The sequence below is a fragment of the Gilliamella sp. X-46 genome, from assembly GCF_057063525.1.
In genome coordinates, this window is sequence record NZ_JBXSQH010000003.1 from 28,636 (window position 1) to 43,373 (window position 14,738).

Consider the following 14,738-nt stretch of genomic DNA (forward strand, 5'->3'; position numbering starts at 1 on the left):
ACATGATAAATAATATTTTAAAATTCATTAATCTGAATAGATAAATGGTTAGATATCAGATTGGTTTTTAGTATGTTCATAATTAAATGAATAATAAAAAACAACACCAATTACGAGCGCATAAGATGCAAAAATTAACCAAATTGTTTGCCAATCTTTAGTCCCCTCGTGTGTACACATATTAACCACAACACCACTTAAAATTGAACCAAAATAAGCGCCAATACCATTGGACATTGTCATAAACAGCCCTTGAGCACTAGCACGAATATCAGCGCTGACCTCTTTTTCAATAAAAATAGACCCTGAAATATTAAAGAAGTCAAATGCGCACCCATAGACAATCATTGAAAGCATTAATAGCACAAATCCAAAAGGTGTTGGATCGCCAAATGCAAACAAACCAAATCTAAGTGTCCAAGCAATTAAGCTTATCATTATGACTTTTTTTATGCCAAATTTTTTGAGGAAAAATGGGATAGTCAAAATAAAGGCAACTTCAGCCATTTGCGAAACAGATAATAAGATAGCAGGGTATTGCACAATCAAACTATCTTTAAACTCTGGAATTTTAGCAAAATCATGTAAGAAAGTGCTACCGAAAGTATTGGTAATTTGTAATATTGCGCCAAGTAACATAGCAAAAAGAAAAAATACCGCCATGACTGGTTTTTTGAATAATACAAAAGCATCTAATCCTAAATAAGAAATCCACGGCTGTTTTTGACTTTTAGATACAGCAATATTGGGTAATGTTGCACTATAAATCACAAGTAAAACCGAAGCAGCGCAGGCAACATAAAGCTGAGCATTGCTCAACTCGAATTTGCATAAGCTAACAGTCCACATTGCGATAATAAAGCCTACTGTGCCAAATACTCGTATTTTAGGAAAGACAGCGACAGTATCTAAGTTTGCTTTATCTAAGCAGTGATAACTAATTGAGTTAGATAAGGAAATCGTTGGCATAAATGCTAACGCATTACCTAACATCACCCAAAATAAAATGGCTGGATCAGTTACCGATGCGGCATAAAAAAGCGCAATAGCACAAACAGAATGGCAAAATAGATAAAGATATTTAGCTTGCAAAAACTTATCGGCAATGATGCCAATAATAAATGGTGTAATTAATGCGGCTAAACCTTTAGTACTAAAAATCATCGATACTTCAACACCTGAAAAGTGTAAGGCATTAAATAGATAAGCACCAAAAGTAGTTAGCCAACTTCCCCAAATAAAATATTGGAAAAACATCATTATTTTTAATCTATTTTTTATGTTCATTGTTTATTCCTAAAATAAAGTGAACTTTTTATAGAAAATCAAATATAAAAGTATCACTTAAAAGCGTTCAATCGTTTTTGTAATAAGTTGTAAAAAGGTTGCTTTAACGCGTTCTGCCGTTTCAATGACTTCTTCGTGCCCTAATGGTTGATCTAAAATGCCACAAGCCATATTGGTTAAGCACGAAATACCAATGGTTTTAATGCCTGAATGGTGCGCTATAATTGCTTCCGGTACGGTTGACATCCCCACTGCATCGGCACCTAACACGCGAATCATTCTAATTTCAGCAGGTGTTTCATAAGTTGGACCTGTCCACCAAGCATAAACACCTTGTTGTAAATTAATATTCAGTTCTTTAGCTACATCAATCACGGTTGAACGCAATTGCTTGTTATAAAGCTCACTCACATCTAAAAAACGCACACCTAAATCAGGATTATTTGGTCCAATGAGCGGATTATTAGCCGTAAGATTGATATGATCTGTAATGAGCATTAAATCTCCCGGTTTAAAACTGGTATTGACTGCACCACATGCATTAGTGATAATTAATTTTTCAACGCCAAGCATTTTCATCACACGAATAGGGAAAGTGACTTGATCTAATGAAAATCCTTCATAATAGTGAAAGCGTCCTTTCATTGCCACGACGGTCTTATCACCGCATTTGCCAATAACTAATTCATTAGCATGACCTACCGCTGCTGATTTGGCAAAATGTGGAATTGTGTCATAAGGGATGTGAACAGCATCTTCAAGGGTATCGGCAAAAGGCCCTAAGCCTGAACCTAAAATAATTCCAATAGTTGGTTTTTTGTCCGTGTGTTTTTGAATATAGTTAACGGCTTGTTGAATATCAGAAGTTTGATGCATGATAGTATCCTTTCAAAAATTAAATGTTATAAAGTAAAATAGAATGAATAAACAGTTTGAACCGATTAATTAGTTCAGTTAGACAATAAACTTATAAAATAATTAAAAAAAGTAATGATGTATATTATGAAGATTTTCGCTTAATAAAGAAAGATACGAATTGCGATATCTTAGAATGAATTAAATAATGAGTTTTTTTATTTTTATTATTCAACTTATTAAGTTAAAAATTAATTTGATCCATCAATATGGGTTAATACTAAAATCGTCATTAAGCTAGGCGATCATCGCCAGAATAGATTACCCCTTTATCGCCTCTAAAAAATCCCAATAAAGTTAAATGGCACTGTTTAGCCAAATCAACGGCCATTGAGGTTGCTGCCGAAACCGCTAATAAAAATTCCACACCACACTTGGCCGTTTTTTGCACCATTTCGTAGCTGGCGCGGCTTGAAACCAATACCACACCATGTTGATAGTTAGGATTATTAGGTAATTGCATTGCTCTAAAACCAAGCAGTTTATCTAATGCGACATGCCGGCCGATATCTTCAAACCCCGCCATAAATTGGCCTTTCAAATCCAGCCACACAGCGGCATGAGTGCAACCCGTTTGTTGACCCACTTGTTGAACTTGCAATAAGCCATTTAAGCTGTCACTAAAATCAGCTAACTTAATTTGATTTATTCGTGGCAAAGTGGGGATGACTTGACAAACTTGCTCTATCTGTTCAGTGCCACAGATGCCACAACCTGTGCGTCCTGTTAAATTACGGCGCTTTTCTTTCAGTTCACTAAAGCGTCGCGACGAAAGTTCAATCTGGACTTCTATACCTTTTGGGGTATCAATAATATCAATGCCATAAATATCATTAACCGATTGAATAATATTTTCAGTTAACGAAAATCCCATTGCAAAATAGTGCAAATCTTTGGGGGTTGCCATCATCACGACATGCGAAATACCGTTATAAATTAACGCAACAGGTTTTTCGATAGCGATCACATCAGATTGAGTGTTTTGCAACTCACTATTTTTAAATTTTTGTACTAGAATTGATTCAATACCGATCGCCATGATTTGTCTCTTGTTAATTGGCTTGTAATTAAAACGACTATATAAGCACAAGCTCAAATGTGAATTAACCTAACAAACGTTAACGCGTGTAAGTTTCTATCAATAGATAGCATACTTAGCGCTAAGTAACCAATATTATGGTAAAATAGTTGACCATAATCAATTCATAATTCACAAACATAAGCCTATGTCATTACACGAAATCACACTGGCCATTATGCAGTTTATTGAGCATCATCAAATTTGGGCATTGCCAATTATATTTTTATTAGCATTTGGTGAATCATTGGCAATCATCTCGCTTTTGGTTCCTGCAACTGCCATTTTATTTGGGGTAGGGGCTTTAATTGGTGGAGGCGCAATATCGTTTGTACCGGTATTAATTGTTGCTACGGCAGGCGCTGTAATTGGCGATTTACTTTCTTATTGGCTAGGAAAACACTATCATCAACAAGTTATTGCTTCATGGCCACTTAATAAGCACCCGAAATTAGTTTATCGTGCCGAACAATTCTTTCAAAGTTATGGAACATTTGGGGTATTTATCGGTCGTTTTTTTGGACCACTACGCGCAATTGTGCCATTAATAGCTGGCGCAATGCACATGCCAGCCACCAAATTTAATTTAGCCAATATTGCTTCTGCGCCAGTTTGGGCATTTGTATTGCTTGCACCAGGTGCGTTTGGTGTGCCTTGGCTAGAAACACTCTTTGGTTAAAGCGTGCCTATGGTATAACTACGACGTCCACTTTTGCGCCCCAGTGCTTCTAAATTGGTTTGCAATGGTGGGAATGGTAGCGTCAAATGATGTTTACGATAAGCTTCAAGTATCAATTTATGTATAGCGCTTCGCAGTAACATTCGGTGTCCCATTTCAGCGGCAAAAACACGTAATTCAAACAACTGAATGCCTTCTTGGATATCTACCAAAAATACTTGTGGTTCAGGATCGTTAAGCACATATTCACATTCATCTGAGGCTTGTTGTAAAAGTTTGATAACCAGATCACTATCAGCATCGATAGTTGCGGGAATGGTTAATACAATCCGAGTGATCGAATCTGATAACGACCAGTTCACCAATTGTTCGGTAATGAAAGCTTTATTGGGCATCACAATTTCTTTACGATCCCAATCAACAATGGTAATTGCTCGGGTATTAATTTTGGTGATATTACCGGTCAAATCGCGAATTGTCACAGTATCGCCAATGCGCACCGGTTTTTCAAATAAAATGATTAAACCAGAGATAAAATTGGCAAATATTTCTTGTAAACCAAAACCTAACCCTACACCTAGTGCAGCAATTAACCATTGAATTTTAGACCAGTCGATACCAATAAACGAAAACGCAATCATACTACCTATCATTAAGGTAATATATTTTGAAACCGTCGAAATTGCATAACCTGTTCCTGGGGCTAAATCTAAATGCTGTAAAATGCCTAACTCCAATAAAGCAGGCAGATTTTTGACGAGTTGCACGGTAATTGTCATCACTAAAATTGCAATGCATACCGCACCAAGGGTGATGTATTGTTCAATTTCGGTACCATTAACAATGGCACTGGTTCCCCATAGCTTAATATTATTCATAAAAGCAAAAGCCGAATGCAGTTCAGACCACAGCAAAATCATAGTAATGAGCGCAATCATCATAATAATCGATCTAACTAAATGTAAAGATTGGGCACTGATAACATCTAAATTAATAACAGGTTCATCGACACTTTCGTTCAGTGAGTTAAGATCATCTTCTTGTGATTTTGCCCGATGCATCCGTTCTAAACGGCGTTGCTTGGTGCGTTCAAATTCAATACGGCGCTTTTGGATCCACATCCAACGCCGAATCATAAAATAAATAACTAACAGCGCAAACCAGATAATAACCGAAGCTTCAAGGCGACCTAATAACACTTGTGCTGTTGATAAATAGCCCAAACAAGCAGCAATAATGGCGAGCCATGGTGCACTTAATAAGATAAACCACAAAATATGACTTAATAAATTATCGCCCGAACCTTTTTTATCGATATACAGAGGCACGCCAGCGCGATGAATGGCATTAGTCATAAACACTAAAGCAAAGCAAAGAAAAATAAACGCCGTACGACCAATTGTGGCAGCAAATTGGCGGTTGTTATACTCATCAAAGCTCATCACTATCATCACTAATGGAATCACAAGCCAAATTGAAAGCTGATAATATTTCATTGCCGAGCGTACGCTACGTTCAGACCAACCAAAATGGCTAATAAACAGCCCATTAGATGAAGCAAAGTGCGCTGAAATAATAAACACCCACAAAATAGGCGCTGCTGCATTTACACCATAACCTAATGCATATGCAACAGGATAATCCCAATTAATTTGCAATGCATAACCAAACACTGCCCACAAAATTGGCACCGGTAACGCCATAATTAATGAAAAGATAACTACTTTTAGGGTTAAAGAATAACTATCTTGTGTTACTTTACCCACGCGGCTGGCTGATTTAGTTAAAAAGGTATTATATTTGGTGCGCATTTTAAAATGCGTAAACACAAAGAGTAACGATAAAATGATTAAAAATAGCGGCTTGGGTGCACTTAGTACTTCAGTACTGGCATTATAAAGTTGTGAAAGGGTATCGATTGAAAAAATGACATAAACTACATCTTTAGCTAAATTGATTGGATAACTCAAGGATATTGGATTAACATCCGCCACCCAAAAGAAGTACCTATGTGCGGCATCGTTCACTTCATCAATCGCATTAGTTAATTGTTTATTAGCAATTTTTAATTTGGTCAATTCTAAAATGGTGGTATCAGTACCTGAAATAAGCGTCTTAAGTAATTCGGACTGTTCCCGAATTAAACGGCGATATTGTGTTGCTTCTTTGAGGTTATTAAGCGGACTTGTTAAGGTTGGATAATCGTCTAAAGCAGTTAAAATATTACTATAATTAAGTTGTTGGGCTTTGGCCTCGGCAATTTCGGCATCTAGTGCTTGCGATTTAGGTTTTTCAGGTAAGCGCAATAATTGTTGACGTAAGGTTTCACCCAGAGCGGTTGAAAAGCTCAACCACTCACCTTGCTCGTCAAGCGTTGCTAGCGTATTTTGTACGTGTGAAATCTGCGTAGTGATATTGTTTTGCTCATTAACGATGCTGGTTAAATGCGTTTTTTGTAACTCCATATTTTGCCGGAGTTCATCATTTTTATCACTCAATTGTTGAACAACTTGCGAAAGATCATCCTCGCTATTAATGATGGGCGTGGTTTCTTCGGCAAAGGTTAGTGAAGAAAACAACACAGCAGCAAAGCATAAAAAACCACGAATCCACATAAAGTTATATCCTATTAGCTAATTTTTGACCTACACGTGCAACATTGCCCACCTTAAGGTGGCTTTCAAACTCAATTGCATTTGATGCAAATAATGTAATCACTGTCGACCCCAATTTAAAGCAACCCATATCTTGCCCTTTTTGTAATTTGACTTCACCTGAATATGTCCAACGTTTCATGACACCCTCGCGCGGCGGCGTAATGACACCTTCCCAGGGTACTTCAATGCTACCGACAATGGTTGCGCCGACTAAAATTTGCGCCATTGGTCCAAACTCTGTTTCAAAAAGGCATATTACACGTTCATTACGTGCAAAAATATTTGGAATGCTTTCCGTTGTCGCCTTATTGACTGAAAACAGTGAACCGGGCACATAAATCATCTCACGCAAAACACCATCGCAAGGCATATGAAAGCGGTGATAATTTTTAGGTGATAAATAAGTGGTTGCATATGAACCATTTTTAAAAAACTTGATCATATCAGGATGACAAGCAAGCAGTGATTCTAAAGAATAAAAATGTCCTTTAGCCTGTAACAGCTGGGTATCTTGAACGGTACCAAACTGACTAATAACGCCATCAGCCGGCATAACAACCACACTATCGGTAGCATCAATTGGGCGTGCATCTTCTTTTAATTCGCGAGCAAAAAAATCATTAAAGCATTTAAACTCTTTAACATCGCTAATTTTTGCTTCGCTCAAATCCACTTTATACAGTTTACAAAAGCCCATAATCATCCATGTAGTCACTTTTCCCAACTGCTTTTTTGCTAGCCATCCAAATGTGACGGTTAATAGCTGTTTAGGAAGAAGATACTGAATAATTGCTTTTAACTGATTTAACATATATAACTCTCAAAATTACGGTAGAAACGTTGCATTATACCAAGTTTTATATACAAAGTGTAAAACTCATAAAATCAATAATATGTAATATTTATAACTAAATAAATTAAAACAACACAAAAAACACCAAATTATCAATAATAAACACCGGAATTAAAATGCATATTGACCATTTCATATAGCCAAAAAAGCTTGGCATATTGATTTTGTTTTGAGTAGCAATACTTTTGACCATAAAATTAGGAGCATTGCCGATGTAGCTAAGTGCCCCCATAAAAACCGATCCCATTGAGATAGCAAGCAAGGTCTTTTGTAACGTGGTCATCAAAGTATTGGCATCGCCCGAAGCTAGATTAAAAAACACCAAATAAGTTGGCGCATTATCTAAAAAACCCGACAACAATCCAGATAACCAAAAATACATGCTATTAATGGGATCGCCTTGAACTGTGGTAACTAGTGATAGCAAAGGTGCTAAAGCGCCATCGTTACCAGCACGCAAAATGGCTAGCACGGGCACAATGGTGATAAAAATTCCCATAAACAGCTTGGCTACTTCGATAATAGGTTCCCAATTAAATTCGTTACCTGCGCGTACTTGTTTGGGCGTGATTAATATTGAAATGAGGGCAATTATAATAAACATAATATCACGAATTAAATTGGGTAAAGTAATATGCGAACCCAGAATCTCAATGTTAACTGATGAGCGCCAAATGCCTGACATTAGTACACAAGTGATAATTGCTAGCAATAAAAGAAAGTTGCTTACACCATAAACCTTAATAGTGCTAGCTTTTGGAGTCGAAGTTAGCGCAAGTGAATTACCGTATTGGATGCGAAAGTAGTGGCAATCAATCTTATAATAAATTGCTAATAACAAAATTGAACTAAGCAAAACTGGCAACAGCATATGCTTAACCGTCCATCCAAAATTAACGCCTTTTAAAAAACCAATAAATAAAGGTGGATCGCCTAGTGGCGTTAGTCCACCACCAATATTTGCCACTAAAAAGATAAAAAAGACAATCGTATGTACGGCGTAATTTCGATCACGATTAGCTCTAATTAGCGGTCGAATCATTAACATAGCAGCGCCAGTTGTTCCCATGATTGACGCTAACAAAGTTCCTATTGCCAACAAACTAACGTTTAACTTAGGCGTACTAAGCACATCGCTCTTAATTAAAATCCCCCCCGAAACAGTAAACAGTGCTAGCAGTAATAAAATAAAAGGGATGTATTCCGCTATTATTGCATGAACGGTAAGATGAATTGTTGTTTGCAAACCAAAAAAGCATAAGGCAAACAGCAAAAAAAGCATCGTCCAACATATTGTTATTTTGCCATAATGATGGTGCCATAATCGCGGCAAAAATAATGGCAATAACGCAATAGAAAGCAAAATCCCCACAAAAGGGATCCCCCAACAAATTGATAAATCATCACCGCTAAAATCGACAGCAAAAAGGTCAAAAGGTAATAGTGTTAAAACGATAAAGGAATAGAGGGTTTTCATTAAGGTTGGTATTTTGATTTTAAAGTGACGCAAATTATAACAAAGTGTTTGAAGTTTATCGAATTCTAAGATTCTTAGTAAGGATTGGGGGATAATATTGTAACGGAATTTAATAATATAAAACCACCCCCAAAAATTATTCCCCAAAGCCCGCCAATATAGGTTGACTCGATCTTTAACAAAACTTTACAAATTTTTAACGGGAAAACTAGCGCATTATTAATCAAGCGGTTATAATTTAAGCGCCTTCAAAGCAAGGAAAAGCTCGTGAGTTGAGCAGTTGGCTATAAAAAATGTAAATAAAACAATAAATTACTTGACAGGATTATCGAAATGCGTTACCATGCATGGCATCTGGCATCTGGCCTGCCAAACCTATGCCCTAAATCTTTTTCAATTTCACCGTAGTCTAAATCAGACTCAATTCTTATTTTTATCACCGAAGTTATTGAGTTTAGCGAACTCGCCGAGTTTATCGGTAGGGCTATCTACAAGGCCGAGGGGCTTATCTTTTCTATCTAAATTATCAAATTTACTTAGATTATTTAGATTAACTAAATTATGGTTGTTCTTCGTGCCATTGTTTTTGTTGTCATATACACAGAGTTCTATGGCATTAACGGCGTCTACATCAAGGTATATTGAGGGCAGTGCGCCATATTTAACGTTCGACGGTGGCCGAACAAAGGTAACAGATACAGACAGTTTATTGTTTATTAAGTTGCAGGATGGTCGGGTTATCACGCCGTCTACTAATCCATCAAGTGCAACAAATCCAATAAGATTGCCTTATGTAGGTAGCACTTTGGGTCATATAGATATGATAGTCCCATCAACAGCTAGTTCAGTGAGTTTAAGTGATTTAGTCACTAGGTATAATTATTGGGGAGATGATGATGGAGATGGACAGGGTATAAATGGTGTTACTGCTACAGGGGATATATCGGTATCGTTTACGGATAAGGATGGCAATACTGTTAATCGTAGTGATGCATTGGATATATGTAAGGCTCCTTATAGGGTAACCTTAACAAATACAAGTGGCACATTAGCAACCCAGTATGGTGTGCCAAGTAGTCGTAGTTTCAGTGGAGCAACGGTAGATTATTATATTAATCCGAATTTATCACAGCTAGTTATTTGCTCGGTCAGGCCAAATCTTAATCATGGTACAGATGGTTTCGCCGGCCCATCTAACATATGGAGTCCTACAAAGGGCTTTTTAGTTCAGTCAACGAGTCCATCATCTTACGGCCAAAATTTTCCAACTACAGGTTTAGATGGCTTGTATTTTGATTTGCTTATTGGTGGCGCTGATGATGAGAGCCAGTTGAGTTGGACGGTTATCACAAATGGTAGTATAAGCGCAACGGTGAGTTGGACAAGGCCGCGTACAGATTCACACCAAGATCCATGGACTGGAGATGCCGTACAACATGATAACTGGATTATAGATAAATCTAAGAATGTAACACGGGTAACATTGCATGGTCCTAAAGCTGATAGTACTCAAATAAACTCAAGTAATCCAAGTTCACTAACACGTCCATCTTTGCCACAGACCTTTGAGTTGGTCGGTAGGGATGGTCGTGGTAATGAGGTGAGGTATGGATTTGTCTTAAAGCAGTGGTTCGTCCATCAGGGTTATAAATATGATACCCCTTCTAATCAAATCACATGGTGTAATAGTTTAGGTTATCGTTTGTCACAGGTAAGGGATTTAACCAATGCGGTTTGTTCAGGAACGTGGAGTGGAGATCGTTGTCAAGGTGCAGTAGGTGCCACGCCGTCCTCTAGTGATAATCATTACAAGCGTCACATAGGTGCAGGTTTTTTCACGGAGTGGGGCCGCATGGCCAACTACGCTGATGCGGGCTTTATCGGCGACCACTACCGGACAAGCGACGTTAAAATAGATAACTCGTACTTACTTGTCCACTCGGAAGACGGCATCGTCAACGACTACTTTTTCCGATATTACGCTGTTTGCACCTTTTAGGTTTTAGTTCTTAATCCTTAGGGCGCGTAGGGCGGTTATGGTGCTAAGAGGGATAATATAGACAAGAATAAAGCCCCCGAGGGGGCTATCCCTTAGGGTTGCGTTGTTGCGGTGAAGCTACAATCGTGCCGCCCCGCCCCCGCCGTCGCCGATGCAGAAAGCATGGCAGACGGTGGCTCAGGGGTAAAATAAATAAGAATAACCAAGCAGTTGGTGGTAAGGATAAGTGTTTGTTGCGTACTTTGAAATAGTGGTGTTAATTCAACTGATGGCATCTATTAAATGCTTGGCATAATATGCCTAACAGTAAAATGAGCACTACTAACACAGCACTTATTCATTACCCAAGGCTTTCAACCTAAAATTGTCACGCAAGCTTGCTGATAAAAAGGACGAAAGTAAGGGGGATATTGTTAAATCAGCGATATACGCATCTTAGGTTGCAACTTCCCAACTGGGGTGCGAAAGGTTTTTGATTTTGCTTATATCAAAAAACACCAACTGACTTGGCCCTCAAAACAAAGTTAAAAAACAACCATACGGCAATCTATAAAAATAACATAGCAAAAATCTGTCAGAAAAGGTATTGATTTTATTAAAGTTTTTCTTGGCTGCTTTTTAACAAAAACCGCCTTATAAAAACACAATAACCTATCCCAAAAACGATGGTTATGTTGTTTGTCCTATTCCGGCGTCGGGCAGCCGAAGGCCACATTCTGCATCCAACCCATCATCCCATCCACCAAAACAAAAAAACTTTATTTTACCCCCACCATGACAATTCTGATCAATTGATAGGTCCAGTTTTCGTATATTGTAGTTAAGCCGTTATAATAGCGATTATTTGCTTTTGGATAAAATAGGACAACCGTGCAAACCTCATTAAAAAAGCCCCAATTACATTGCCGAAACAAACATCGAAATGGTTATGATTTTGCAAAGCTCATGAGTAGACTTCCAGAACTGTCTCAATATGTAAAGCCGAATCTATATGGTAATTTATCAATTGATTTTGCCGATCCGATGGCAGTTAAAATATTAAATAAAGCCTTGTTATTTAATGATTACCAAATAAATTATTGGGATATTCCAGATGGTTATTTATGTCCGCCCATTCCGGGTCGAGCGGATTATATTCACTATTTAGCCGATTTATTGGCACAAGATAATCAAAATAGCATTCCGATAGGTAAGCAAATTCGCGTTTTAGATATTGGCGTTGGTGCCAATGTGATTTATCCCATTATTGGTTGTGCTGAATATGGTTGGTCGTTTGTGGGAAGTGATATCAATCCAGCGGCTATCAAGGTTGCCTCTTTAATAATACAGGCCAATGCGTTACTAAAAAACACTTTGCAGTGTCGATTACAAAAAGATAATCAAACCATTTTTAAGCATATTATTAAGCCTAACGAATTTTATGCGTTAACGATATGTAATCCACCTTTCCATGCTTCGGAACAAGATGCGCTGGCAAGTGCACAAACTAAACTGAAGAAGTTAGGTAAATTAACGCATTCAAAACCAAAAACCGTACTTAATTTTGGTGGGCAACATGCAGAGTTATGGTGCAAAGGGGGCGAGGCCGCTTTTATTGCTAATATGATTCGCGAAAGTACTGAATATAAAACCCAATGCTTGTGGTTTTCGTCATTAGTGTCGAAAAAAGAGACCTTATCATTAATCAACAAAAAGTTGAAACAAGCCAATGTCGTTCAAAGCCATATTATTCCCATGGCACAAGGGCAAAAAATTAGCCGATTTGTCGCGTGGTCTTTTTTTGATCAACATGAGCGCCAACAAATTTTGTTAAAAAATGCCCAAAAGGCAGAGCAACCACAATAAATTAGTCCACTTTTTTGTTATTCAAGTGAGCAGATTTTGTTGTAAAAAGTAGCTTAAATTCATTTAGTTTATTCTAATAAAATACCGATAGCTTATTGTATTGCTTTTGGTTAAGATGGGTGGTTATTTAATAACCATTATTAACACAACCCAATCTTCAATATGCATAGGAAATACCGATATGAAAAGTAATCAAACAGCTCAACTCATTGAGCAGCTACAAGGTATTGTTGGACATAAATATACTTTAACAAACCCTAACCGTACGTTACCTTATCGTCAAGGTATTCGTTTTGGTGAGGGTGATGCATTGGCCGTTGTCTTACCCGGGACGTTAGTTGAGCAGTGGCAGGTATTAAAAGCGTGTGTTGAAGCGGACGTGATTGTTATCACACAATCAGCCAATACGGGCTTAACAGGGGGATCGACACCCGATGGTAATGATTATGATCGTCCCATTGTGATTGTCAGTACTCGTCGATTAGATGGGATTAAAGTGATTGAAAATGGTGAGCAAGTTGTTTGTTTGCCGGGTAGTACATTATTTAGGTTAGAAAAAGAGTTAAAAAAATATCATCGTGGACCGCATTCGGTCATTGGTTCATCTTGCATTGGCGCTTCTGTGATGGGCGGAGTCTGTAATAATTCTGGTGGCGCACTTATTCAGCGTGGGCCAGCGTATACACAAATGGCAGTGTTTGCGCAATTAGACCAGCAAGGGCAGTTGCGCTTAGTGAATCATTTAGGGATTGAACTGGGGGATGATCCAGAAACGATTTTACAGAACTTGCAAAATCATACCTATACCGATAAGGATATTAAACGTGATGCTGGTTTAGGGCATGATCATCATTATTGTGATCATGTTCGTGAAATTGATGCTGATACACCTGCACGATTTAATGCTGATCCCGCCCGTCATTATGAAGCATCAGGTAGTGCAGGGCGCTTGATGGTTTTTGCGGTGCGTCTTGATACTTTTCCACTTGAGCAAAAATCGGCAGTCTTTTATATCGGTACCAATGATATTAATGAACTAAATGGTATTCGTCGCCATATTTTAGGGCAGTTTAAAACGTTGCCTGTGTCGGGTGAATATATACATCGTGTGGCGTTTGATATTGCTGCAGTTTATGGAAAACCGACCTTTCTAGCTATTAAGAAGTTAGGTACCGATATGATGCCGCGCATGTTTGTTTTTAAAAATTGGGTTGATCGTGTTACGGCAAAAATCCCATTTTTCCCTAAAAACTTTTCGGATCGGTTTTCTATCTTCGCCTGCAAATTTTTACCTAATCATTTACCAAAGTCATTGCGTGATTATCGTGATCGTTATGAACATCATCTTATTTTAAAGATGGCAGATGATGGGATTGCTGAAGCTGAAGCTTTTTTGAAAGACTATTTTCAAAATAAAAATGGTAATTATTTTTTGTGCAATGAAAAAGAGGCCGAAGCGGCAATGTTACACCGTTTTGCGGCAGCGGGGGCTGCAACGTCTTACCGAAATGTACATAGCAAAACAGTAGAAAACATTGTTGCATTAGATATTGCACTAAGGCGTAATGATACCGATTGGTTTGAAACACTGCCAGAAAGCATCGATCAAAACTTTATTTACAAAATGTATTATGGGCATTTTTTCTGTTATGTGTTCCATCAAGATTATATTGCTAAAAAAGGGGTAGATTGCGATAAAGTTAAGGAGGAGATTTTAGCATTGCTTGATCAGCGTGGTGCGCAATATCCAGCCGAGCACAATGTGGGGCATTTGTATCATGCCAATGAGGATTTGAAAAAATTCTATCAAGAGCTTGATCCTACAAACAGTCTTAATCCGGGCATAGGTAAAACATCTAAGAAGAAAAATTGGGCTTAATTTTTTAAATTCTAGATGCTATTCATAATTAAAACCAACCGCTAGAAATCACATCTAGCGGTTTTTTTA

At 37.8% G+C, this 14,738-nt stretch carries 9 protein-coding genes and 1 pseudogene; 4 read left to right on the forward strand and 6 right to left on the reverse strand.

What is annotated here, in order from left to right:
- Positions 1-48: 48 nt before the first annotated feature.
- The 3 genes from ACYIAJ_RS04540 to fdhD all read right to left on the reverse strand — a co-directional run bounded on the left by ACYIAJ_RS04540 (position 49) and on the right by fdhD (position 3,241).
- Positions 49-1,287 carry a nucleoside permease gene (locus ACYIAJ_RS04540; protein WP_483559025.1) on the reverse strand — a complete coding sequence of 413 codons (1,239 nt, stop codon included), beginning with the start codon at positions 1,285-1,287 and terminating at the stop codon, positions 49-51.
- Between the two features lie 57 nt (positions 1,288-1,344).
- Positions 1,345-2,163, reverse strand: a complete 819-nt coding sequence (locus tag ACYIAJ_RS04545; protein WP_483559024.1) for a purine-nucleoside phosphorylase — start codon at positions 2,161-2,163, stop codon at positions 1,345-1,347.
- A gap of 271 nt (positions 2,164-2,434) precedes the next feature.
- Positions 2,435-3,241, reverse strand: a complete 807-nt coding sequence (fdhD, locus tag ACYIAJ_RS04550) for a formate dehydrogenase accessory sulfurtransferase FdhD (RefSeq protein WP_483559022.1) — start codon at positions 3,239-3,241, stop codon at positions 2,435-2,437.
- A gap of 187 nt (positions 3,242-3,428) precedes the next feature.
- Here fdhD and ACYIAJ_RS04555 point away from each other — a divergent pair, with 187 nt between their 5' ends.
- The gene (locus ACYIAJ_RS04555; RefSeq protein WP_483559021.1) at positions 3,429-3,959 is read left to right on the forward strand and encodes a DedA family protein; all 531 of its coding nucleotides are present in this window, start codon (positions 3,429-3,431) and stop codon (positions 3,957-3,959) included.
- On the opposite strand, the pseudogene mscM reads toward ACYIAJ_RS04555, so the two are convergent.
- The 3 genes and pseudogenes from mscM to ACYIAJ_RS04570 all read right to left on the reverse strand — a co-directional run.
- Positions 3,956-6,502 (reverse strand): annotated as a pseudogene (gene mscM, locus ACYIAJ_RS04560) (miniconductance mechanosensitive channel MscM); the annotation flags it as partial. The gene ACYIAJ_RS04555 and the pseudogene mscM sit on opposite strands and share 4 nt — an antisense overlap.
- A 76-nt stretch (positions 6,503-6,578) precedes the next feature.
- Complete coding sequence (asd, locus tag ACYIAJ_RS04565) at positions 6,579-7,427, reverse strand: archaetidylserine decarboxylase (protein ID WP_483559019.1); 849 nt, start codon at positions 7,425-7,427, stop codon at positions 6,579-6,581.
- Between the two features lie 106 nt (positions 7,428-7,533).
- Complete coding sequence (locus ACYIAJ_RS04570; protein ID WP_483559017.1) at positions 7,534-8,946, reverse strand: sodium:proton antiporter; 1,413 nt, start codon at positions 8,944-8,946, stop codon at positions 7,534-7,536.
- Between the two features lie 316 nt (positions 8,947-9,262).
- On the opposite strand from ACYIAJ_RS04570, the gene ACYIAJ_RS04575 reads away from it, so the two are divergent.
- The 3 genes from ACYIAJ_RS04575 (at position 9,263) to dld (ending at position 14,669) form a co-directional block, all read left to right on the forward strand.
- The gene (locus ACYIAJ_RS04575; RefSeq protein WP_483564412.1) at positions 9,263-10,945 is read left to right on the forward strand and encodes a hypothetical protein; all 1,683 of its coding nucleotides are present in this window, start codon (positions 9,263-9,265) and stop codon (positions 10,943-10,945) included.
- 870 nt (positions 10,946-11,815) lie between these two features.
- Positions 11,816-12,790: a 23S rRNA (adenine(1618)-N(6))-methyltransferase RlmF gene (gene rlmF, locus ACYIAJ_RS04580; protein WP_483560767.1), complete on the forward strand. Its 975-nt coding sequence runs from the start codon at positions 11,816-11,818 to the stop codon at positions 12,788-12,790.
- A 181-nt stretch (positions 12,791-12,971) separates the two neighbouring features.
- Complete coding sequence (gene dld / locus ACYIAJ_RS04585) at positions 12,972-14,669, forward strand: D-lactate dehydrogenase (protein WP_483564413.1); 1,698 nt, start codon at positions 12,972-12,974, stop codon at positions 14,667-14,669.
- Positions 14,670-14,738 lie beyond the last annotated feature (69 nt).